Origin of the sequence: Hymenobacter saemangeumensis (assembly GCF_039541835.1) — a bacterium.
Taxonomy (GTDB): domain Bacteria; phylum Bacteroidota; class Bacteroidia; order Cytophagales; family Hymenobacteraceae; genus Hymenobacter; species Hymenobacter saemangeumensis.
The window spans coordinates 65,630-86,171 of sequence record NZ_BAABGZ010000072.1 but is presented as its reverse complement, the minus strand read 5'-3'; the positions used below and the strand labels follow the sequence as shown (position 1 = coordinate 86,171).

The window sequence follows — 20,542 nt, the reverse complement described above, 5'->3', positions numbered from 1 at the left end:
ACTGGCTGGCTTGGCACTGGCTCGCCTTTACCGTCCTGTTGCTGCGCAAAATCGCCCCAACCCCGACTTCCTAAACAGCTTCTTCAGCATTTTTAACGACAGCCTGCTGACCGACACGCTCGCCCGGCGCGATATGTACCAGTATGAGGGGACCGAGGAGTCCACCGACATATGCCCCATGTTCTTTAAGCCCGACTACGGCATTATGCACTTTGTGTGCGTGCGAACAACCGCAAAGGCCTACCGGGTTTTGATTAATTTCTCTGTCATCAAATACTTGCCCCGCACGAAAGAGTATAAATTCTGGACCTGGGACGAGTACATTCTCTCCTCGTACGGCATTCGGCGCGCTACTGAGACAGCCAACCGCCGCATTAGCAGGCTGCCTTTGCGCAAAATGCCGCAGAGCAAGGCCGACACGCTGGCTATTCCGGCTGGACATGAGATGTTCTGCCCGCAGGAAGTAAAAGGCGACTGGTTGAAAGTCCGATACGACTGCTTCTACAACCAGCCCCGCAACCCGCACGAAGGCCAGCCCTGTCAGGAATACATTGACAAGTGTAAGACTGCTACCACAGGCTGGCTGCAGTGGAAGCAGGACAATACTGTCCTGATTGACATCATGCTTATGCCATAGCCGCCTGGCTGGGGCCGGTTGGCTGATTCAGCTAATCGACTACTGCCGCCACAGCAAAGGAGCGGTGGCTTTCTTCCACTTCCACGTACTTCAGCACTGCCTTTATTTCGTCGTCGGTAAGCGCAAAGCTGGGCATCTGCTGCTTGCTGTACTCGTTGAAGATTTTCACTGCGTACGCATCGCCGCTGGCTACCATCTTGCTGGAGTTCTTCACCCAGGGAATAAGCCAGGACATGGGGCGGCGCTGGTTGATGCCGGCCAGGGCCGGGCCTACTACCCGGTCGTTTATTGCATGACACTGGGCGCAGTTGTTTTTGAAAAGCGCGTCGCCGGTACTAGCCAACGCGGCATCTTCCTCTGTCAGGAGCGGATACCTTGCCGGCCCCTCCGGTGCTTCTGCGTAAGTGGTATCGGCTGCCACAACCCCGCATTCCAGCGGTTGCGGCTCGCTGGCCAGGCCCACCAGCCCTGCGGCATTCAGCAGCGTGTAGCCCATCAGCAGTACAATCAGTCCCATGCCGGCGGCAATGGTGAAACCCGAAGAATTAGCAGCCATGACAACGTGGTTTTGGTGGTTGGTTTGATACTAACAAGGTAGGCTCCCGGCTTCGGTTTACAAGGCTTTTTTGTGGTTTTCTATTGCGCTGAGGCCACTTTTTTCGGCATGGCTAAGCCACAGCAGCCTATCGCCGCCCTGCTCCGGCGCTGCTCGCTGCGCCCGCCCGTTCATTTCGCCCGGCCAGGCTCCCCGCAGCCTTTATCCTTAGCTTCGCTTACATTTTCCTGCTTGCGAATGCAGCCCCTGGCGCCTACCTCCACTTCCGACAAGCTGCATTTTCCTTCATTGGAAGCGCTGCGCTTTTTTGCCTTTTTCAAGGTGTACCTACTGCACCTGCCCATTCAGGGCGACTTTCCGGTGTTCAACTACCTGAAGCGGGGCGGCGGCATTGGGGTGCAGTTCTTTTTCGTGCTCAGCGGCTTTCTCATTACTTACCTGCTGGTGGCCGACAAGCTGGCCCGTGGCCAGGTAAACCTGCGCAGCTTCTTTATCCGGCGCAGCCTGCGCATCTGGCCCTTGTTCTACGCCCTGGTGCTGCTGGCATTCCTGCTGCCCGAGGCCTGGGCCGACCGCTGGGGCTTTCACATGGTGGGCGGCGGCTACGTGCCCGACTGGCGGTTTTCGTTCACGTTTCTGGAAAACTACAAGATGCTGCTGGCCGACAACTTCCCGCGCACCACGCCCCTGCCGGTGTTCTGGTCGCTGTGCATCGAAGAGCATTTCTACCTGGTGTGGATGCTGGCCGTGTTTCTGCTGCCGCTGCGCCACGTGCTTACCTTCCTGCTGGCCTGCCTGCCCCTGGCCTGCGCGTTCCGCTTCGTGGAGCCCTATGTGTTTCCCAACAACACCATGATGGACACCAACGACCTGCTCACCCACCTCGACGTGTTTGCCATTGGGGGCCTGCTGGGCTACTGGGTGGCCCGGGACTACGCCGGCTTTTCGGCCCGCATCAACGGCCTGGCCCTGGCCCTGCGCTACCTGCTTATTCTGGTGGTGGTGCTGGCGGTGGTGTTTCAGGTCGACGTGCTGCCTTACGTTACCGGCAGCGTGTTCAACATCTTCCGCCCCCTGGTAGTGGCGGCGCTGTTTACTGCCCTCATTGCCATGTTTCTGCCGGCCGGCTCCGCCATTCAAATCAAAAGCCGGGTGCTGGCTTACCTGGGCACCATCAGCTACGGCTTATATGTGTTCCACATTATTGTCATCCACGTGGCGCTGCAGTACTGCATCACCCGCCAGATTTCCATCGATACCGCCCCCAAAGCGCTGCTGATGACTGCTGTGACGCTGGGCGGCTCCGTTATCCTCAGCAGCTTGTCGTACCACTATTTCGAGCGGCCGTTTCTGGCCCTGCGGGAGCGCCTCGCCCGCCCCCGCCCGGCAAGGGCCAATGCTGCTCCTCCTACAAAGCCAGCCAGTGTGGCCGCGCATGCGTAGCGGCGGCCTCAGCTCACCCGGCGCCCTTTCCACTTATACCCGCCGCGCCAGCCGGCCAGGCCCACGGCCAGCGCATACGGCCCGTAGAGCAGCTGCAGCGGCAGCATGGCCCATAGCCAGCGGCGGCGCCCGAAAAAGCCCAGCGCCGGCCACAGAAACCAGGCGTCGGCGCCCAGCTTGAGCGTCCAGGCAGCGGCCACCCAGGGCCAAAGCGCCGGCCAGATAATGCCCGCTACCAGCCCGGCGGCCAGGGCCAGGTTGGCGCCCAGCACCAGCAGGGCCAACTGCCGCGACGCCGCACTCTGGTAGTGCTTCCACTTGCTGGCCCAGCGCACGCGCTGCCGCAGCAGCTCGGCGATGCTATGCGGCGCTGCAGTGCGCACAATGGCGGCGGCATCGGCCAGGAAGCGCACACTGCCAGCGGGGTAGCGGGCGTGAATCTTGTGCAGCAGAAACTCGTCGTCGCCGCTGGCTACGTGGGTGTTGTCGGCATAGCCGCCCACGGCCTCGAAAGCAGCGCGGCAGTAGGCCAGGTTGGCGCCGTTGCACATGGTGGGCCGCTCCCGCCGGATGCAGGCCGCCCCAACACCTATCAGGCCGGCAAACTCCAGCCCCATGAGGTAGTGCAGCGGCGTTTCCGGCCCCGTGAGCAGCACCGGCCCGCTGACAAACTGTGTTTCGGGGTGGCGGGCAATAAGCCGGGCGTAGGCCGCCAGCCAGCCGGAACCCAGCCGGCAGTCGGCATCGGTACATACCAGCCAGGGGGCCCGGGCCCGGGCCAGGGCGGCGGCCAGGGCCGCTTTTTTGCCCGTCTGCCCGGCCGGCAGCTGCACCAGGCGCAGGAAAAAGGCGCTTGTGGCAGCAGCGGCCTGCACCAGGGCGGCCGTGGCATCGGTGGAATGGTCGTCGGCAATAAGCACCTCGAACTGAGATGCGGGCAAGGTCTGGGCCTGCAGGTCGGCCAGGAGCTGCGGCAGGTTTGCAGCTTCGTTGCGGGCGGCTATCAGGATGGAGAATTGGGGAGGCGCGGTACCGGCAACCTCACCCCCGGCCCCTCTCCCGCGGAGAGGGGAGCCAGCCAACTGCGGATTTCCTGACTGTGCGCCTGGCTGGGTATCACCCAAGTTAGGGCTGGCTACCAACTCTGCGGGGGGCAGGGAGCCTGGGTTGCCCCCGCGCAGCCAGGCCATTACCCCGGCATAGGCTGCTGGCACCGCAAGCAGCATCAGTCCTGCTATTATCATGGCCGGCCCTGCTTTTGACGGAGCACCCGAATACCCGGCACCAGCAGCAGGCCCGCCGCGCTGGGCAGGGCAATGTTGAGCACCCACAGGCTGAGGCTGGCCGAGAGCACCGGCAGCACCGGCTGGCCCAGCAGGCTGAACAGGTGGGTGGCCGACAGCTCCCGCACGCCCACATCGGCCAGGGCATTGAGCGAGGGCACCAGCGACTTCATCAGGAAAGTGCCGGCCACGGCGGCCAGGCCGCCACCCAGCGGGGCCTTTACACCATAAGCCAGCAGCAGCAGCATAAACTGGGCGCAGAACACACCGTAGCGCAGCCCCGAAATAGCCAGCACCGCGTGCAGGGCCTGTGCCGGGTAGGTGGGCATCACGGCCAGGGCCGGCCGGAAGCGCCGCAGGGGCCGCCAGATGCCCAGCGCCGACAGCAGCAGGCGGGAGCGGTACAGCGGCACCAGCACCAGCAGGCACACGACCAGGGCCGTGGCCAGCACGCCCAGCCCGGCCGCCGGGTAGCCCTTGAGGTAAAACCGCAGCAGGAAGTACAGCACGCCCGCTACGCCGGCCAGCACCGTGACCACCAGCTGGCAGTAGCGGCCCAGGAATACGGCCCCCAGGGCGTGTACGCGGCGGCTTTTCAGCTCAATGATGCGGGCGGCGTAGTCGCCCACCCGGTTGGGGGTGGCAAAGCCCAGGGTGAGGCCCACCAGCACGGCCCGCAGGCTGCGCCCAAACGTGACGGGCTCCAGGTGCCGGGCCAGGCGGTACCACTTCCACGCCTCCAGCCCCCAGTTGAGGGGCACCAGGGCGAGGGCGGCCAGCACCGGCGCGCGGCCGGCCCCGCTCAGGGCCGAGGCCAGCAGCTGCCGCCAGGCCGCCGCCGTATCGGGCGCGGCAAACACTGAGTTATAGAGCAAGCCCAGCGTGAGCAGCGTAATACCCAGCTTGCCCAGCAGCACCAGGCGGGCAAGCCGCCGGGATTTGGCAGCGGCAACAGGGGAAGAGTCGGCTTCGGGGTTCACGGACTTCAAAACTACGGCCGCTATGAGAACTGAGACCTCAGACATGAGAACTGAGACCTTAGACATGAGACGTTAGACATGAGACATGAGAATCGTTCTGCCGAAAGAACTTTCTAATGTCTCATGTCTAACGTCTAAATTCTATAAAAGGAAACCACCCGCCTTTGCACGTAACTTTGTAAGAGATGCCTGCCCCTACCCGCCCCCGCCCCGCCCCTGCCCTCGACCTGCTGCCCAAGATTATCCTGGGCGTCGACCCCGGCACGCAGATTATGGGTTACGCCCTGATTGAAGTGCGCGGGCAGCGCGTGGACGTGCTGCAGTACGATGTCATCAACATGAAGGCCCTGGGCGCTAACCATGCCGTGAAGCTCAAGCGCATCTTCGACCGCATGATTGAGCTGATTGACGAGTTTCTGCCCGACGAGCTGGCCATTGAGGCCCCGTTTTTTGGGGTGAACGTGCAAAGCATGCTCAAGCTGGGCCGGGCCCAGGGCGTGGCCATTGCCGCGGCCCTCTCCCGCCAGATTCCCTACGTGGAGTACGCCCCTACCAAGGTGAAGCAGTCCATCACCGGCTCCGGCTCGGCCACCAAGGAGCACGTGGCCCACATGCTGCGCCAGACCCTGACTTTGCCGCCCGTAGCCGAGGCGTCCAAGTTTCTGGATGCCACCGATGCCCTGGCCGTGGCCCTGTGCCACCACTACCAGAAAGGCAACAACGCGGGCGTGGCCGGCGGCAAAAGCTGGGGCAAGTTCCTGGCCGAAAACCCCGAGCGCCTGGGGGCAGCGACTACCACCAAGAAGAAAGCCCCGGCCAAAGCCTCGGTCAAGTAAGTCCCGCTGTTGTTTAGTTCATTCTACCGCAGCCCTTTCGGCCATGCATAAGCAGCTGACCACTGCTGAAACTTTGCCACATCTGCTTTGTGTGCGGCGAGCCAGAGCTGCACCTCGGGCTCGCCCTGGGCCGTGTGCGTCAGGTGTACAAAAGCCGGGGCATGGCCCTGCTTTTCGAGCTCGACATAATAGGGAGCGTAGTACTGCCAGGCAAACCCCGTACGCTGGCCCGGGGCCTGCGCAGCCAGCAGCCGGCACAACTCCACAAATACTTCATGCACGAGGGTAATATGGGAGCTTTTCCCCTTGCTTTCCCCTACTGCCTTGGCTGCGGCTAAAGTCAGGCCCACCTCAAGGTTGGCAAAGTCGTCTGGCTTCACGGTGCCGGCGTTCAAGGCATCGACGCTCTTGCTGGGCAAGGTTACGTTGACGTGGCCCTCATCCTGACGACGTACGCCCTGCATCAAGGCCTGGTCGAACTGGCCGGCGCGGGCGGCCGCCTGCTGGCCCTGGGCATCCAGCTCCAGGTAGCGGCCCAAGGCTAGCACCGCGGGCACCCGGTCTCCCTCGGCAAACATTCCCACGCTCAGGTTGAGATGCGAGCGGAAGTGACGGGGGTTTGCCACCACAGCAGCGCAATAGCTTTGTTTAGCAGCCGCCGGCTGGCTTAGTCGAATCAGGTTGTTGCCCCGGTTGAAATGCAGCGCGAAATCATCGGGGTACTGTGCAGCGCCCTTGGCAAACGCCTGTTCGGCGTCGGCATAGCGCTTGAGGTGGCTAAGGCCTAACCCGTAGTAGCTGTAGGCAGTAGCCAATGGCAGCTCCCCAGGAGCCTGCAGCAGCTTTTCGCACACGCTCACCAGCTCCGTATCCCGGTGCAGGTTCATGTAGCAATACATCAAGCCCATCAAAGCGGCGATGTTGCCGGGCACACTGGCCAGCACCTGCTCATACTTGGCGGCCGCCCCCGCGTTGTCGTCGGCCTTAAACAGCTCCAGTCCCTGGTCCAGCAGCACCTGGGCCGATGGGCTTTGGGCCTGGGCCATGCTGCCCAGCAGGCAGAAGCCCAATGCCAGCAGGCTGTTTCTTGTACGTAAGGTTAGCCGCATATTATGCTTGAATTCCCACATAGCCAGCACTTTCGGCCACAGCCTACATTTTCACCTTGGGCCAGGTATAGCTCCGGGCCCACTCCTGAAACACCTCCACCTCGGTTTTGTGGGCTGCCAGCCACTGCTGCACGTCGCCCGCTTCCATCTGGGAGCTGTGGATGAGATAGGTGAAGGCGGGCACATAGCCTCTCTTTTCCATCTCGATGTAGTACGGCACGTAGAACTCCCACATAAACCCGTGGTTGCCCTTGCCTTGCACCTCGGCCAGGTGCCGGCACATGGAGCTGAACAGGCTGCTGAACCGCTCTGCCTCCGTCTTCGCCTTGTTCTTGCTGTCCATCTCCACGGCGCGGCCCAGCGACAGCAGGAAGTCGGTTTGGCTGAAGTTGTCGGGCCCGGTCTTTTTACGCTTGGAATCGGTGAGGGTGCGCGAGTCGATGCTGATGGTGATGTTGTTCTCGTCCTGCTGCGTTACTCCCCGGCTCATGGCTTTATCCAGGGCCACCACCCGGCGCATGGCCCGCTCGCTGCGCGGCTCCAGCACCAGAAACTGACCCAGGGCCATGATGGCCGGCACCCGCTTCTGCCTGGCCAGCTCAACGGCCCCAATGCTTAGGTGCGAGCTGGCGTGCCTGGGATTGCAGGATACGGCGTGCTGGAAGCTGCTCAAAGCTTCGTCGAGCCGCTCGCGGCCGGTCTGTGCCACCCCGAGGTTGTAGTAGAGGGCATAGGAGTCGGGATACTGCCTGAGTCCCCGCTGGTACGCCTGCTCGGCCTCCCTGGGCTTGCCCATTCCATCCAGGCTGTTGCCGTAGGTGACGTACACCGCAACATCAGCATCGGGCTTTTCCAGTACCTGCTGGCACAGGGCCGCGGCCTCAGGGTAGCGCTTGAGGGTGTTGAAGGTCATGGCCAGCTCCGACTGCGCGTGTGAGTCGCCGGGCACGGCAGCCAGTGCCTCCTGGTACTTAGCCACGGCCTGCTCGTACTTGCCTTCGTCGTAAAGCGCCACCCCTTCCTGCACCCGCTCACGGGCCACTATTGCCGCATCCTGGGCCCAGCCCCGACCGGAGAGTAAACAAGCGGAAAGCAGCAGGAGTAGGGTAGGTTTCATGGCGACAAGGAGTTGACTCGCAGGATAAGACTCGCTGCCTTAAAGCTAAGCCGGCAAATGGATTTCTCCTAGCGCATAGGTTACCGCATAGCCCCCAATATCCACCCGGTCTTCGCGCAGGGCGCACCACAGGTCGCCGCCGCGGGGCGACACCTGCCGGGCACGCAGCGCATTCTTACCCAGCTTGGCGGCCCAGTACGGAATGAGCGTACTGTGGGCCGAGCCCGTCACCGGGTCTTCGTTGATGCCCACGCGGGGCGCGAAAAAGCGCGACACGAAGTCGACGCCGCCGCTGCCCGGCGCGGTGGCGATAACGCCCAGGTACTCGATGCCCAGCAGCTGGGCGAAGTCGGGCTTGAGGGCCAGCACTTCGGCTTCGGAGCTGAACACGGCCACCAGGTCGCGGGCGGCCAGCACGTGCAGGGGCGTGGCCCGCAGGCCATCGGCCAGGCCCGTGGGGTGGGCGGTCAGGGGCTGGGGCGGGCGCGAGGGGAAGTCGAGCACCAGGCGCCCGCTTTCTTCCCGGCGCACCCGCAGCGGGCCGCTCTGGCTGTGAAAGGTCACCTGCTCGTGGGCAAAGCCCAGGTGCTGCCACAGCACGTGGGCCGAGGCCAGGGTAGCATGCCCGCACAAATCGACCTCTGCGGCCGGCGTAAACCAGCGAATTTCATACTCTGCGCCGGCCTCGGCGCGGGGCACAAAGAAAGCCGTCTCGGCCAGGTTGTTTTCGGCGGCAATCTGCTGCATCAGCCCGTCGGGCAGCCAGCTAGTCAGGGGGCATACGCCGGCGGGGTTGCCGGAAAAAGGGGTTTGGGCGAAGGCGTCGATGTGGTATAGCGGGGTAGTCATGAGGGGCCGTTTTTTCGCAAGAATACGGCAAGGGCCGGAGTGTGGCACGAAATGGTAGCGGCAGCATGCCGGCAAAAGGGCGGGTGCTGGCCGCGGCAGCGCCTCAATCCGGCTTGCTAGGCCGGAACATCGGCCTTATCTTTAAAAAAGATGCTGCCCCGCGCAACCGCGGCTGCCCCCCGTCGGTCAAGGGTGCAGAAGTCTTCACCGGCGAAGGTAAAAAGGATGAGTGCGGGCTGGCGAGCTGGAGTGAGGCTGGCTCCTGGCCACCCCTCCTTTTTTCCTTCAGTGTTCCTCATACCTCCTTCTGCTGATGCCGTCCGTTGTCGTACCCATCGATGAAACCTTGCTGGCCGCGTGCCGGCGTGGCGAGTCGGCAGCGCAGTACCAGCTTTATAAAAAACTCTCTTACAACTTGATGGGCGTGTGCCTGCGCTACTGCCCCAGCCGGGTGGAAGCGGAAGATGCCCTGCAGAACACCTTTGTAAAAATCTTTACCCGCCTCGACCAGTACCGGGGGCAGGGCCCCTTCGAAGCCTGGGCCCGGCGCATTGCCGTCACCACTTCGCTGCATGCCCTGGAGCAGCACAAACTGCGCCACCCTGCTCCCGGCGCCGACCTCGACGAGCTGGCCGACGACATCTGCTCGGGCGAGCACTCGGCCCTGGAACAGATGGCCGCCGCCGATGTAATGGCCCTGCTCGACACCCTGCCGCCGGGCTACCGCACCGTGCTAAACCTCTACGCCGTGGAAGGCTACTCCCACCAGGAAATCGCCGAGCTGCTCGGCATTGCCGAGGGCACTTCCAAGTCGCAGCTGGCCCGGGCCCGGCGCCTCCTCGAATCGCGCCTTGCGGCGCAAAATGCCCTGCAACTGCCATGACCGAACGTGAACCCAACGAATTGTACGACGCCCTGCGCGACCGCCTGGCCGACTACGGCCAGGAGCCGCCCGCGCACCTGTGGGCCAACATTCGGCAGCAGCTGCCCCCGCCGGTGGCCCTGCCCCAGACCCGCCCGCGCCCCTACCACTGGGCCAGCCGCGTGCTGACTGGTGGCCTCCTTAGCGCAGCCTGCCTCAGCGCCTGGTGGTATAGCACCCACCGCACCGACTCCCAAGGCCGCCAGGCCGTGGCCGTACAGCAAGCCCCCCGCCCCCACCAGCCCGAGGCGGAGCAAACGGCAGCGCTTGCTCGCCAGGCCTCGTCCGCCCAGTCAAGCGCCGCTGGCACTGCCGCCGGCAGCCACGCGCCGACACTTTCAACCGCTTCTTCGGGGGCAGAAAATGTATTAGCCAGCAGCTCCGCCGCCTCGGAGGCTGAAACTACTGCTTCGGCCCTCGCTACAACTACTGCCGCCAGCACTTCGCCGGCCGGCGCGCCTGGCCGCCAGGCAGCGACCCACTCGAACCCAGGCGCAGGTGTTAGCCACGCCGGAAATGGCGGGGCGGCCTTCGCAGCCGCTGCTTCGGCTGGCCGCAAGCCAAACCTGGCCCCGGCGCTGGCAGCGGCTCCCAACGCGGCCCGCAGGCAGCGTGATGCAGCGCCGGCACTGCGCCCTGCAGCCCAGCCCTTGTCTTCCCCCCAGGCAAGCCGGGCAGGCCGTACGCCTTCGGCCCTGCTTTCTTCCCGCACCCGCCATGAGGCTGAACAGGCGGCGGCCTTGACAGGTGCTACTGGCAACTACTCCCGCCTACGCAAGCAGCGGGCAGCCGCAGCGGAGGCCAGCTCGGCAACTGCGGCTCTTACTACCGCCGGCACCCGGGAGCAGCAAAATGCCAGCGCAGCAGCGCAGTCGTCGGCCGCGGCTTTGCCTGCCGGCAGTGTGGCCCGCCTGCCCCTGCACCCGGTAGCTCCGCAACTGGCAAGCTGGGCGGTGCCGGCCGTGCGCACGGTGGCCGACACCTTCCCGCACCCCACCCTGCTGCCCCCGCAGCGCTGGACGCTGCAGCTGCTGGCCGGCCCCTCCCTGACGTACCGGCGGCTGGAAACGCAACAGGATATGGCTCAGGCGGCACCGGCTCCGTTCCCGTCCCCCGGGCCTGCTGTCAGCAACTTCTACGACACGCAGGGCGCGGCTACTACGATTGAAAGCCTGGAGCGCCCGGCGATGGGCTTTGGGGCCCAGCTGGAGCTGCGCCGCGTGCTCAACGGCCGTTGGGCCGTAGGCGGGGGCCTAGGCTACCAGGAGTACGCCACCAGCCTGGTGCTGCGCGCCATCAATGCACCCCGCGCGGTTATTATCAGCAGCCCGCGCCCCCTGCAGTCAGACTCTTTGGGCACCAGCGTGCGCCTGCGCGACACCTACCGCTTCGTGACGGTGCCGGTGCGCGTCAGCTACCAGCTGGGCTCGACCAGCCCCCGGTTCCGCTATGCCGTGCAGGGCGGGGCCGAGGCGGCCATCTACGTGGGCGGCAACAGCAGCGAAGGCAACGCCTGTGCCTGCCAGGCCACGGCCGGGAGCCGCCCGGTGTATCCGTACCGGCGCCTGAGCCTGGCCCTAAGCCTGGGCCTGGACCTGCGCTACCGCCTGGCGCCGCAGTGGGAGCTGCTGGCCCAGCCCACAGCCACGTCCTTCGTTACCTCCCTCACCCGCCCCCTGTCGGGCCTGGAGCCCCGCTACCTTATCGGGACCGGCCTGCAGCTGGGAGTTTCTTACGGGCTGCGCTAAGGCAGCTCTTTCCTACCGTCTTTTTTACTTACTCTCATGAAGCGTTTATCCCTGCTTTTGCTGGGGGCTGGCTTGTTGCTGTCCTGCCGCAAAGAAGATATTCTCATTATCGCCACCGACCAGGCCGGGTCGCTGACTGAGCTGCGGCGGCAAAATGGCCCCGTGGTGCAGACGTTTACCTTTAACCTCAACGAAGCCCAGGTGCTGCGCACGACCGGAAAAGCTACCCTGCGCTTTCCGGCCAATGCCTTCCGCCTGCCCAACGGCGCCCTGGCGACCGGCCAGGCCCAGCTGCGCGTAAAGGAAGTGTACAACGTGGCCGGCATGGTGCTGGCCGACATGCCTACCACCACTGCCTGGGGCCAGCTGCTGCAATCGGGCGGCGAGTTTAGCATCCAGGCCTGGCAGGGCAGTACCCGTTTGCGAATGGCCGCCAGTGCCCAGGCCAGTAGTGCCATGCTCACGCTGGAGTCGCCGGTGCCAGCCGGCCTGGATACCGCCCGGACCATGACGCTGTGGCAGCAAGCCAGCAGCCCGGGGCCAGCCAGCAGCAACGACTCCATCGGCTGGGTACCCGTGGGAACATCCCCCGTTCCCATTATTCCAGCTTCGCCCGTCAACTTTTACCGGGCCATGATTCCGCTGGACTCGATTAGCTGGTGGAACATCGACCAGCTCCTGGCCCCCGGTCCCGGCACACTGGTGTATGTGGAAGTGCCCCAGGCCGCGGAAACCAAAGTTTACCTGCGCCCCGTGGGGGTGAATGGCCTGGCCCGGCTGTATGCCCCGCCAGGCAGCCTGCGCTGGAGTGGCTACATGCCCCTGGGCTTCCCCATGGTGGCCGTGGTGCTGCAAAGCCGCAACGACCGGCTGTTCTTCGGTACCCAGGCGCTAACGGTGCAGGCCAATATGGTGGTTCAGCCCCAGCTGGAAGAGCTGCCCGAAGCCGAAATCCTGCGCCGCATCCGCCTACTGTAGCACGCCGCCGATAACAACGTCGCGCACCGGGTTTTCGCCCAGCCAGTACGGCACCTCGCTTACGCTGCCGGCCTCGAGCACCAGCACGTCGGCCCGCTTGCCGGGCTCCAGCGAGCCCACCTCCTGCTGCAGGCCAATGGCCCAGGCCGCGTTGAGGGTGGCGGCGGCAATGGCTTCGCGCGGCGTCAGGCCCATCTTCAGGCAGCCCACCGACATGGCCAGCCACAGGTTTTTGCTGGGGCAGGAGCCGGGGTTGAAGTCGGTGCTCAGGGCAATGGGCAGGCCCTGCTCGATAAACTGCCGGCCGGGAGCGTACTTCTCCTGGCGCAGAAACAGCGGCACCAGGGGCAGCAGCACGGCCACCGTGCGGCCCTGGCTGAGCCGGGCAATGCGGCCGGCCGCCTCGGGCGTGAGGTAGTCGCAGTGGTCGACGCTGGTGGCGCCCAGCTCGGCGGCCATCTCGCAGCCGCCCAGGTCGTGGAGCTGCTCGGCGTGGATTTTCAGGCCGAAGCCCATCTTGTGGGCCTGCTCGAGGTAGTAGCGCGACTCGGCCAGCGGAAAGGCGCCCTCCTCGCAGAAGATGTCGACGTAGGCCGCCTCGCCCTTGAGGTCGGACAGCACTTCGCGCAGCAGAAAATCGACGTAGGCCCGGGGCCCGGCCTGCTTGAACTCGGGCGGCACCACGTGGGCGCCGAGGAAGGTGGGCACCACGCGCACGGCGTGCTGCTGCCCGGCCTGCCGCGCCACCCGCACCAGCCGCAGCTCGGTGTCGCGGTCGAGGCCGTAGCCGCTCTTGGCTTCCACCGTGGTTACGCCGTAGCGCCGAAAGCCGTCGAGGTGGTGCAGGGCGTTGGCCAGGAGCTGCTCTTCCGATGCGGCGCGGGTGGCGCGCACCGTACTCAGGATGCCGCCGCCGCTGGCCAGGATGTCGAGGTAAGACTCGCCCCGCAGCTTGCGCTCAAACTCGTGGGCGCGGTTGCCGCCGAATACCAGGTGGGTGTGGCACTCCACCAGGCCCGGCATCACCACCCGGCCCGTGGCGTCAATCACCCGGGTTGTGTGGGCTATGCGGGAATGGTCGAGCGCGGCCATGGGCCCCACGGCTGCAATACGCTCGCCATCGCAGGCCACGTAGCCATTTTCAATAATGGTCCAGCCGGCTAAGTCGGTGCCCGCCAGGGGCTGGGTGCCGGGGCCGCCGGCCAAAGTCAGCACCTGGGCGGCGTGCTGCACAACAAGGGAGTAGGTCATGGTGCGAAAATAGAGCAGCCCGCCCGGGCACGCCCCATCGCGGGTGCCAATAGCTGAGCGGGGAAGCAACATCGCCGTTTCAGTAGCATTGCTTCCGCCGACGGCAAGGCTGCTTTGGCCGGGTTCAGACATAGGTCTGCCGAGCAGGCCCGATACATATCGGTTTTATTGAGGATATTTGCATCATTCCAACTCCCCAAAGCCTTTTTCCATTATGCTTTTGCTTACCACTGCCCTTAGCATCCTGCTTTTCAACGGCGAAGCTGCCCCGGCCAAACCGGCCCCGGCCTTTCTGCCCACGCTGAGCAACTTCGGCAGCAGTGGCAGCGGGCAGAAAGCCGCCCTGACCTGGACCCTGGCCCCCACGGCTAAAGTGGCCTACGTGATTGTGCAGCGCCGCAGCAGCACCCAGTCTTCCTGGGAAGCCATGGCCAACCGCCCCGTAACGGCGGCCACGCGCTACCGCTTTCAGAACACGGGCCTGCGGGCCGGCACCTACCGCCTTGTTACCGTCGACTACGACGGCACCCCTGCTTTTTCCCGGTCCCTGACCGTTCGCTAACTGCAAAATCGTACGGAGCAAGAATTCCTTACCTGAGCTCTGCATGAAAGACAAAGCCCATTCCGCCGGCGGAATGGGCTTTTGTTGTGAATGCCGACAGCTGGGCTCTTGCCGTGCTGCAAAGCCGCCTGTGTAGCTTGCAGCCGTCTTTATCCGCGCTTTGCGATGCCCCTGCCCAGCACTTTTGGCCCCCACCCCGACACCCTGCACCCGGCCGGCGGGCAGCAGCGGCTGGTGTTCCTGAAAAACATCATCCAAAGCCCGCAGATTGAAGTGGGCGACTACACCTACTACGACGACCCCGAGGACGTAGGCAACTTCGAGCGCAACGTGCTCTACCACTTCCCCTTTATTGGCGACAAGCTGATTATTGGGCGCTACTGCATGCTGGCGGCCGGCGTCCGGTTTGTCATGAACGGCGGCAACCACCGCACGGCGGGCTTCAGCTCCTACCCTTTTGCTGTGTTTGGCCAGGGCTGGGAGCATGCTTTTCCGCTCAGCGACTTTCCGGTGAAGGGCGACACCGTGGTGGGCCACGACGTGTGGATAGGCCACGACGCCCTGATTATGCCCGGCGTGCAGGTCGGCAACGGGGCCATTATTGCTACCCGGGCCGTGGTGACGCGCGATGTGCCGGCCTTTGCCGTGGTGGCCGGCAACCCCGCCACGGTGGTGCGCATGCGCTTCGATGCCGATACCATCGCCCGCCTTGAGGCCCTGGCCTGGTGGCACTGGGATGCCGAAAAGCTGGCCCGCAACCTGCCCGCCGTGTGCGGCTCCGACCTGGCGGCGCTGGAGCAGGCCCGCTAGCCTGGCCTCGCCCAGCCCAACCTTCCGGCGCGGAAAGGGTTTACCTAAACCACCCTGTCCCCTGCCTATGAGCGAAGCGCCCCGGCCCCTTATACTAACCCTGACCCTCGACGAGCAGGCGCAGGCCTACTTCAACGACCTGCGCCAGCGGCACTTCCCGCCCGCGCTCAACCATCTGGCGGCGCACGTTACGCTGTTTCACAGCCTGCCGGCCGCCGAGCTGCCCGCCATCAAGGCCGAGCTGCAGCAGCGCTGTGCCGCGCTCCCGCTTCTGCCCTTGCAGGTAAGCGGGGTGCGCTTCCTGGGCCAGGGCGTAGCCTTCAACCTCGACAACACCAGCCTGCGCACCCTGCACCGGGAGCTGCAGGCAGCCTGGCAGCCCTGGCTTACCCCCCAGGACCAGCACCGGCTGAACCCCCACGTTACGGTACAAAACAAAGTAGGCCCCGATGTAGCCAAGCGCCTCTTTCTGGAGCTTTCCCGCGCCTTCCAGCCTTTTCCGGCTACCGGCACCGGCCTGGCCCTGTGGCGCTACCTGGGCGGCCCCTGGGAGCCCGTGCAGCAGTTCGCTTTTGCCGGCAGCTGAGCGTTGGCAGCATTACATAAAAAGCCTGTTGCCCTCCGTGATGCGGAGAGCAACAGGCTTTTTATGTAATGCTGCAGCCTACTCTTTGTCGCCTTCCTTTTTGCCGCCTTTGGCCGCACCGGATTTAGCCGTGGAGGACTTGCCGCCGCTGGCTTTGGCCGCGCCCGACTTGCTGGCGGCTTTGGCTTCGCCGCCTTTGGCCCCGGCCGCCTTGGCTTTGGGCGAGCCTTTGGCCGGGCCGGGCTTGGCTTTGCCTTCGCCCGTTACCAGGTCGACTACTTTCTTGGCGGCCTTTTCTACGGTGTCGCCCACGGCCTCCATGGCTTTGCGGGTGCCCTGCTCGGCCAGGTTGCCCACGGTTACGGCCACGGTGTCGGTGATGCGCTCGGGCAGGTCTTCCAGTTTCTCGGTGCCGCCTTTTTTGGCAGAAGCCTTTTTCTCGCCGCCCTCCGCGCCTTTGCTGGCTTTGCCGCCCTTGGCTTTGCCTTCTTTTTCCTGGTCGCTGCTACCGGCGCTGGCGTCAGTTTTCTTACCGCCTTTTTTGGCGTCTTTTTCCTCGTCTTTTTCTTTTTGCTTGCTCATTGCTGAAGGGAGTTGAAGGGTGAAGACCCGCGCCGTATGCGCAGATTTTAGCTTTCAACGCCCACCTGCTAAGAGGGTTGCATTTTTAGAATAGGCACCGCCCCTGGCAGCCCCGCTTCCGGCCTTAAAACTGGACTATTTGGGCCATGGCAAACTCCTGTAGCAAGGCCAGCAGGCCCGGGCCCGTGCTATGCAGCCGGCGGAGTTGGCCAATGGGCCGCCCGGGGTCGACGTGCCCGGCCAGGCGGTCGAACTCGGTGGCAGAAGTAGCCAGGAAGCCCATGCTCCAGGTTGGAAACACCCGCCTTGGCGTGGCGCCCTGGGTAAGGCAAAGCACCTGCCGGTGCCGCTCGTCGCGGCAGATGCTGGCGTAGAGGGCTTCTACCTCCTGCCGCTCGCCTTCCAGCACCTGCATATACTGCCCCGGGGTATAGAGCAGAATTCCCGTGATGCGGTTCGCCTTGTTAAACTCCCGTGCTTTCCGCAGCAAAGCGGCCATCTCGGCGGCGTTGAGCGCCCGGGTGGCGGTACTGCGGTATATCAAGTGGAAAGGCTGCATATAGAATCCCAGGTTGGGCCTGATGACAAAGCCGGTTGCAACCAGACGAAGCCCGGTATGCTGCAAAATACTGGGTAATATTCAAACCTGCCGGCTGCCGCTGCCGATGGTTTCAGAAGCGGCTTTTTTCCCACTCGCCCAGCTGCTGCTGCCACTCGCGCCGCAGCAGCTGCACGATGCTGCTGTCGGGCTGCAGCCCTACGGTAATGGCCGTGCCCTGCTCCCGGGCGTAGGGGTTGCCCAGCTGCCCAAACCGGCGGTAGGAGCCAAAGTGCGGCGCCAGCTCATCGTCGGGCTCGTCGTCGACGATAATCAGTGCCTGCACCTGCGCCAGCTGCCGCGGGTACCAGAACAGGTAGCTGCCGTTCATGCTGTGGGCGGGGGGCAGGCCCAGGTTGCGGTTGTAGTAGTTGATGGCGCTGGCCTGCCCGTAGTTGGCGCAGTGAATCAGGGTGTGGGGCCGCAGCGCGGGGGGCAGGCTTTGGTAGGCCGCCCAGGTCTGGTCGGCCAGCTCCTGCCAGCCCAGCATGTCGGCATAGTCCTGGGGCAGGGCGTGGTTTTGCCCGTCTTCCCAGCGGTACAGGCCCAGGTGCTGGTAGCGGGGCGCCAGCTCGGCCATCTCTCCGGGCGCGCGCAGCGGGTAGATGAAGGGCGCCATGGCTGCCGTGAGCAGCAAGGGCAACGCCAGTAGCACGGCCTGCACCGGCCACTGCAGCCGAATGCCGCCCAGGCTGCCCCAACGCTGCATTCGTGCTTCCCACCAGCGGGCCCCGAACGCGAACAGCACCGGGTAGTAGCCCAGGGCGTAGTAGTCTTTGCCGTGCAGCAGGGCCAGCAGGCCCACGCCCAGCACGCTCACCAGCCCCACCGCCCGGTAAGGCCGGAAGGCCGTGCTGACCAGCAGGGCCAGCAGGCCGGCCGCCCACACCGGCAGGGCGGGCAGGCACATCAGGAGCTGGGGCTTCCAGAAGTCGGCGGCTTCTACGTGCACCAGCTGGGTGTCGTGCAGCAGCTGCATGTGGTGCAGAAAGGGTATGCCGTGGCTGATTTGCCAGACCAGGTTTGGCAGCCACAGCAGCAGCGCCAGACCCGCGGCGCCCCAGAAGTGCTTGTGCAGCAGCAGGCGCCGCCAGGGCGTGAGCAGCAGCGCCCCGCCCAGGGCCGCAATAAAAAACAGGGTGGTGTACTTGTTGAGCAGGCTCAGCCCCAGGCCCAGGCCCAGCAGGTAGAGGTAGCGGGGCTTTTCCTGCTGGAAGTAGCACACCAGCCAGTACAGGCAGAACACAAAGCCAAACACCTCAAAGGAGTTGGGCTGAAACAATAAGTTGAGGCGGGCGAAGGCCGTGCCCAGGTAGCACACGCCGGCCAGCACCTGCGCAAACCAGCCCCCGCCGAGGCGCTGGGCCAGCCGCATGACCAGGTACACTGTGGCCGCCCCCCAGAGGAAAGGCCAGAACTTCACCCAGAAAAAGCTGCCACCCAGGGCCATGCTCACCCAGCCCTGAAAGGCAATGAGCGGCGGTACTTCCAGATAGCCCCAGGCCAGGTGCCGCCCCTGGTTGAGGTAGAGGTACTCGTCGCGCTGCAGCTCGTAGATGGAATTGTAGAGCAGGTAGCCGCTGACGAATTTCAGCAGGGCGAAGAGTAGCGGGAGCAGGCGTTTCATGACCGGAAAGGTAGAGCCGTGGTTGCGCATTTTAACCAGTCCTGCTTTTGCACCAAGGCCATTGGGCTATGCTACCGCGCTGTAGGCCAGAGCCCGGCCCAGCGCAGAAAGTCTTCGCCTACCTTGGGCCAGAAGTAGTCGTCATAGTTCACGCGGCCATCTTTCGTGCTGAAGAAGTTGTGCTCGCGGCCCGGGTAGGCCCGGAAGGTGAAGTTGTTCTTGTGCTGCTCCATGGCCTGCAGCTGCAGGTAGTCGTTGCCGACCACGCCCCGGTCGAGGGTGCCGTAGCCCACAAACACCGGGACTTTGGCTTGCAGCAGGGCCACCAGGGGCGCGGCCGAGAAGCCGAAGGTGGCGCGGTTGTGGTCGCCGGGCGTGCAGTCCATGCGGGCAGGGTCGGCCACTACTTCGCGCCAGTAGCCGAACATCTGGGCCACGGCGGCGCTGTCGCCGGCCGCCTCGTCCTGCCGGGCTTCTACCACGTTGGTCAGCATCCGGCCCAGGGGGTTGCCGCTCAGGTAGGCGGCCCGGCTTACCAGGCCCGGCACGGTGGCCAGGCCGGCGGCAATGGTGCTGCCTTCCGAATGGCCCGCCACGGTCACGCTGCGGGCATCCACCCAGGGCTGCTTTTTCAGGAAGCGCAGCACGGCCTCATTACGGCGCAGGTAGTAATCGAGGTAGTTGCGCTGGCAGTAGTAAAGCGGCGGAATTTGGGTGGCTTTGTCGACAAAGCTCTGGCTGGCCCCAAGGTCGCGCACGTCGGCTACCAGCGGAATGCCCGGCTTGCCGATGACGACCAGGTGGCAGCTAAGCTTGGTTTGCTTGGTGAGGAAGGGAAACACGCCAAAGGGCCGGCCGGCTTCCAGCATAATAAGAGGCCGCGGCAGCGAGCCCTGCACCCACAGCAGCAGCGGCAGGCGCGCCTGCTCCCGCCCGGGAGGCGACTGCACCAGCACCTGCACGCTGTCGCGGCCAAACATCACCACCAGGTGGCGAAAGCCAAAGTCGGCCGGCTGGGGGCGGGTAGTAGCTGCTTGCGCCATGCCTGGCGCCGCCTTCAGCAGTACAAGCCCCAGAAACAGCCCCAGGATACGCATTCGAACTTTCATTATTTCCGGGCAGCCACAGTGCCACCCAGGCGCAAGATACCGGCTGCAATAACGCCAAGCACATAAGACCGGTGCCGTACCGTAGCCCTGGACGAGCAGCTCCGGCGGCGCCAGGGCAGGCAGCGCTCCTTCATCTGCACGATACCGCTCCTGGCCACGCGAGCCCGGCCACCACTATCCGCAATAGCTGCTGGCAGCCCGGTTCTCAAGTTGGTATAGACTGATAATTCGGCACTCAGACCTAACAAGTGCATTAGGAATAGCGCCCAGGCCGGGGCATCTTTGCTATCCGGCTATTCAAGGGGCTCCGGTAAAGGCCGCTTCATTTTCATTATTCGTTGTGTCATGATTTTTTACGGCACCAATGGCAGCCTTGTGCGCACGGAGGCCCTACCCGGCTACAGCTGCCCGAGCTGCGCCACCGCCGATACCCTGCAGCTGTCGGTTTTCAGCCGCTACGTTCATATCTACTGGATACCGGTGCTGCCCTACAGCAGGCCGCTGGTGGCGTCCTGCACGCATTGTGCGCAGGCCTGGGAGGGCCAGGGCCTGCCCGCTGAGCTGCGCGAGCCGGCCCAGCTGCTGAAGAAAACCACCCGCCACCCCTACGCACACTGGGCCGGTCTGGCGCTTATTTTCCTGCTGATTTCCGGGGGCGCGGTGGCCAGCAAGCTCGACGACCGCGCCGATAAAGCCTTGCTGGCGGCCCCCAAGGCCGGCGACATCTACACCGTACGCACCAAGGACAACAACTACTCCCTGCTGAAGGTGGTGAGTGCCGGCGGCACGGCCGTGGAGCTGGTGGCCAACGAGTATGAAATCGACAACAACTCGCCCCTCGACGAGCTGAACAGCCCCGACAAGTACAGCAAGGAGTCGTTCTCGCTCACCCGCTTCGACCTGCAGATTATGCGGGAGAAAGACGAGATAACCGAAATAGACCGCCCCGGCGAATAAGC

The 20,542-nt window shown here is 64.4% G+C and carries 21 protein-coding genes; 10 read left to right on the top strand and 11 right to left on the bottom strand.

All coding sequences use genetic code 11. The features are described from left to right. The coding region (locus ABD919_RS17770; protein WP_345237395.1) for a hypothetical protein at nt 1-637 on the top strand (637 nt) is incomplete at its 5' end. Nucleotides 638-668: 31 nt separating this feature from the next. On the opposite strand, the gene ABD919_RS17765 is transcribed toward ABD919_RS17770, so the two are convergent. Next, on the bottom strand, nt 669-1,193 hold the full coding sequence (locus tag ABD919_RS17765) for a c-type cytochrome (RefSeq protein WP_345237394.1): 525 nt from the start codon (nt 1,191-1,193) through the stop codon (nt 669-671). 237 nt (nt 1,194-1,430) lie between these two features. Here ABD919_RS17765 and ABD919_RS17760 point away from each other — a divergent pair, with 237 nt between their 5' ends. Continuing rightward, entirely contained in the window at nt 1,431-2,636 is a 1,206-nt protein-coding gene (locus ABD919_RS17760; RefSeq protein ID WP_345237393.1) for an acyltransferase family protein, read from the top strand. A gap of 8 nt (nt 2,637-2,644) precedes the next feature. Here the strand turns inward: ABD919_RS17760 and ABD919_RS17755 are convergent, their stop codons facing one another. Beyond that, the gene (locus ABD919_RS17755) at nt 2,645-3,718 is read right to left on the bottom strand and encodes a glycosyltransferase (RefSeq protein WP_345237392.1); all 1,074 of its coding nucleotides are present in this window, start codon (nt 3,716-3,718) and stop codon (nt 2,645-2,647) included. 158 nt (nt 3,719-3,876) lie between these two features. Next, nucleotides 3,877-4,899, bottom strand: coding sequence for a lysylphosphatidylglycerol synthase domain-containing protein (locus ABD919_RS17750; RefSeq protein ID WP_345237391.1), 1,023 nt, complete (start codon nt 4,897-4,899; stop codon nt 3,877-3,879). A 185-nt stretch (nt 4,900-5,084) separates the two neighbouring features. Here ABD919_RS17750 and ruvC point away from each other — a divergent pair, with 185 nt between their 5' ends. Further along, on the top strand, nt 5,085-5,735 hold the full coding sequence (gene ruvC, locus ABD919_RS17745; RefSeq protein ID WP_345237390.1) for a crossover junction endodeoxyribonuclease RuvC: 651 nt from the start codon (nt 5,085-5,087) through the stop codon (nt 5,733-5,735). Nucleotides 5,736-5,758: 23 nt separating this feature from the next. Here ruvC and ABD919_RS17740 read toward each other — a convergent pair whose 3' ends face one another. Genes ABD919_RS17740 through ABD919_RS17730 form a run of 3 tightly spaced genes read right to left on the bottom strand, consistent with a single transcriptional unit; the run spans nt 5,759 to nt 8,810 of the window. After that, nucleotides 5,759-6,844 carry a tetratricopeptide repeat protein gene (locus tag ABD919_RS17740; protein WP_345237389.1) on the bottom strand — a complete coding sequence of 362 codons (1,086 nt, stop codon included), beginning with the start codon at nt 6,842-6,844 and terminating at the stop codon, nt 5,759-5,761. A 43-nt stretch (nt 6,845-6,887) separates the two neighbouring features. Beyond that, on the bottom strand, nt 6,888-7,961 hold the full coding sequence (locus tag ABD919_RS17735; protein WP_345237388.1) for a tetratricopeptide repeat protein: 1,074 nt from the start codon (nt 7,959-7,961) through the stop codon (nt 6,888-6,890). Between the two features lie 45 nt (nt 7,962-8,006). After that, a complete protein-coding gene (locus ABD919_RS17730) occupies nt 8,007-8,810 on the bottom strand; it encodes a PhzF family phenazine biosynthesis protein (protein WP_345237387.1) in 804 nt (267 codons plus the stop codon). Between the two features lie 313 nt (nt 8,811-9,123). Here ABD919_RS17730 and ABD919_RS17725 point away from each other — a divergent pair, with 313 nt between their 5' ends. Genes ABD919_RS17725 through ABD919_RS17715 form a run of 3 tightly spaced genes read left to right on the top strand, consistent with a single transcriptional unit; the run spans nt 9,124 to nt 12,458 of the window. Beyond that, the gene (locus ABD919_RS17725; protein WP_345237386.1) at nt 9,124-9,693 is read left to right on the top strand and encodes an RNA polymerase sigma factor; all 570 of its coding nucleotides are present in this window, start codon (nt 9,124-9,126) and stop codon (nt 9,691-9,693) included. Beyond that, entirely contained in the window at nt 9,690-11,480 is a 1,791-nt protein-coding gene (locus tag ABD919_RS17720) for a hypothetical protein (protein ID WP_345237385.1), read from the top strand. The genes ABD919_RS17725 and ABD919_RS17720 overlap by 4 nt, the downstream gene beginning before the upstream one ends. A gap of 36 nt (nt 11,481-11,516) precedes the next feature. Beyond that, the gene (locus ABD919_RS17715; protein ID WP_345237384.1) at nt 11,517-12,458 is read left to right on the top strand and encodes a hypothetical protein; all 942 of its coding nucleotides are present in this window, start codon (nt 11,517-11,519) and stop codon (nt 12,456-12,458) included. On the opposite strand, the gene hutI is transcribed toward ABD919_RS17715, so the two are convergent. Next, complete coding sequence (hutI, locus tag ABD919_RS17710) at nt 12,450-13,709, bottom strand: imidazolonepropionase (protein WP_345237383.1); 1,260 nt, start codon at nt 13,707-13,709, stop codon at nt 12,450-12,452. The two genes, ABD919_RS17715 and hutI, sit on opposite strands and share 9 nt — an antisense overlap. A gap of 220 nt (nt 13,710-13,929) precedes the next feature. Here hutI and ABD919_RS17705 point away from each other — a divergent pair, with 220 nt between their 5' ends. From ABD919_RS17705 to ABD919_RS17695, 3 genes are all read left to right on the top strand, one after another. Next, complete coding sequence (locus tag ABD919_RS17705) at nt 13,930-14,271, top strand: hypothetical protein (protein WP_345237382.1); 342 nt, start codon at nt 13,930-13,932, stop codon at nt 14,269-14,271. 165 nt (nt 14,272-14,436) lie between these two features. After that, nucleotides 14,437-15,081, top strand: coding sequence for a CatB-related O-acetyltransferase (locus tag ABD919_RS17700; protein ID WP_345237381.1), 645 nt, complete (start codon nt 14,437-14,439; stop codon nt 15,079-15,081). A 67-nt stretch (nt 15,082-15,148) separates the two neighbouring features. Continuing rightward, on the top strand, nt 15,149-15,667 hold the full coding sequence (locus tag ABD919_RS17695; RefSeq protein ID WP_345237380.1) for a 2'-5' RNA ligase family protein: 519 nt from the start codon (nt 15,149-15,151) through the stop codon (nt 15,665-15,667). Nucleotides 15,668-15,745: 78 nt separating this feature from the next. On the opposite strand, the gene ABD919_RS17690 is transcribed toward ABD919_RS17695, so the two are convergent. From ABD919_RS17690 to ABD919_RS17675, 4 genes are all read right to left on the bottom strand, one after another. Continuing rightward, on the bottom strand, nt 15,746-16,249 hold the full coding sequence (locus tag ABD919_RS17690; RefSeq protein ID WP_345237379.1) for a hypothetical protein: 504 nt from the start codon (nt 16,247-16,249) through the stop codon (nt 15,746-15,748). Between the two features lie 124 nt (nt 16,250-16,373). Continuing rightward, complete coding sequence (locus tag ABD919_RS17685; protein ID WP_345237378.1) at nt 16,374-16,808, bottom strand: BLUF domain-containing protein; 435 nt, start codon at nt 16,806-16,808, stop codon at nt 16,374-16,376. A 112-nt stretch (nt 16,809-16,920) separates the two neighbouring features. After that, entirely contained in the window at nt 16,921-18,474 is a 1,554-nt protein-coding gene (locus ABD919_RS17680) for an ArnT family glycosyltransferase (RefSeq protein ID WP_345237377.1), read from the bottom strand. A gap of 71 nt (nt 18,475-18,545) precedes the next feature. Beyond that, on the bottom strand, nt 18,546-19,583 hold the full coding sequence (locus ABD919_RS17675) for an alpha/beta hydrolase family protein (protein WP_345237376.1): 1,038 nt from the start codon (nt 19,581-19,583) through the stop codon (nt 18,546-18,548). A 345-nt stretch (nt 19,584-19,928) separates the two neighbouring features. On the opposite strand from ABD919_RS17675, the gene ABD919_RS17670 reads away from it, so the two are divergent. Continuing rightward, entirely contained in the window at nt 19,929-20,540 is a 612-nt protein-coding gene (locus ABD919_RS17670; protein WP_345237375.1) for a hypothetical protein, read from the top strand. Nucleotides 20,541-20,542 lie beyond the last annotated feature (2 nt).

Excerpts from the sequence above, each read along its gene's own strand:
- ABD919_RS17715 (WP_345237384.1), top strand. The coding sequence starts at position 11,517 with ATGAAGCGTTTATCCCTGCTTTTGCTGGGGGCTGGCTTGTTGCTGTCC.
- ABD919_RS17690 (WP_345237379.1), bottom strand. The coding sequence starts at position 16,249 with ATGAGCAAGCAAAAAGAAAAAGACGAGGAAAAAGACGCCAAAAAAGGC.
- ABD919_RS17700 (WP_345237381.1), top strand. The coding sequence starts at position 14,437 with ATGCCCCTGCCCAGCACTTTTGGCCCCCACCCCGACACCCTGCACCCG.
- ruvC (WP_345237390.1), top strand. The coding sequence starts at position 5,085 with ATGCCTGCCCCTACCCGCCCCCGCCCCGCCCCTGCCCTCGACCTGCTG.
- ABD919_RS17735 (WP_345237388.1), bottom strand. The coding sequence starts at position 7,961 with ATGAAACCTACCCTACTCCTGCTGCTTTCCGCTTGTTTACTCTCCGGT.
- ABD919_RS17725 (WP_345237386.1), top strand. The coding sequence starts at position 9,124 with ATGCCGTCCGTTGTCGTACCCATCGATGAAACCTTGCTGGCCGCGTGC.
- ABD919_RS17680 (WP_345237377.1), bottom strand. The coding sequence starts at position 18,474 with ATGAAACGCCTGCTCCCGCTACTCTTCGCCCTGCTGAAATTCGTCAGC.
- ABD919_RS17740 (WP_345237389.1), bottom strand. The coding sequence starts at position 6,844 with ATGCGGCTAACCTTACGTACAAGAAACAGCCTGCTGGCATTGGGCTTC.
- ABD919_RS17765 (WP_345237394.1), bottom strand. The coding sequence starts at position 1,193 with ATGGCTGCTAATTCTTCGGGTTTCACCATTGCCGCCGGCATGGGACTG.
- ABD919_RS17720 (WP_345237385.1), top strand. The coding sequence starts at position 9,690 with ATGACCGAACGTGAACCCAACGAATTGTACGACGCCCTGCGCGACCGC.
- ABD919_RS17695 (WP_345237380.1), top strand. The coding sequence starts at position 15,149 with ATGAGCGAAGCGCCCCGGCCCCTTATACTAACCCTGACCCTCGACGAG.
- ABD919_RS17670 (WP_345237375.1), top strand. The coding sequence starts at position 19,929 with ATGATTTTTTACGGCACCAATGGCAGCCTTGTGCGCACGGAGGCCCTA.
- ABD919_RS17730 (WP_345237387.1), bottom strand. The coding sequence starts at position 8,810 with ATGACTACCCCGCTATACCACATCGACGCCTTCGCCCAAACCCCTTTT.
- hutI (WP_345237383.1), bottom strand. The coding sequence starts at position 13,709 with ATGACCTACTCCCTTGTTGTGCAGCACGCCGCCCAGGTGCTGACTTTG.
- ABD919_RS17675 (WP_345237376.1), bottom strand. The coding sequence starts at position 19,583 with ATGAAAGTTCGAATGCGTATCCTGGGGCTGTTTCTGGGGCTTGTACTG.
- ABD919_RS17760 (WP_345237393.1), top strand. The coding sequence starts at position 1,431 with ATGCAGCCCCTGGCGCCTACCTCCACTTCCGACAAGCTGCATTTTCCT.
- ABD919_RS17685 (WP_345237378.1), bottom strand. The coding sequence starts at position 16,808 with ATGCAGCCTTTCCACTTGATATACCGCAGTACCGCCACCCGGGCGCTC.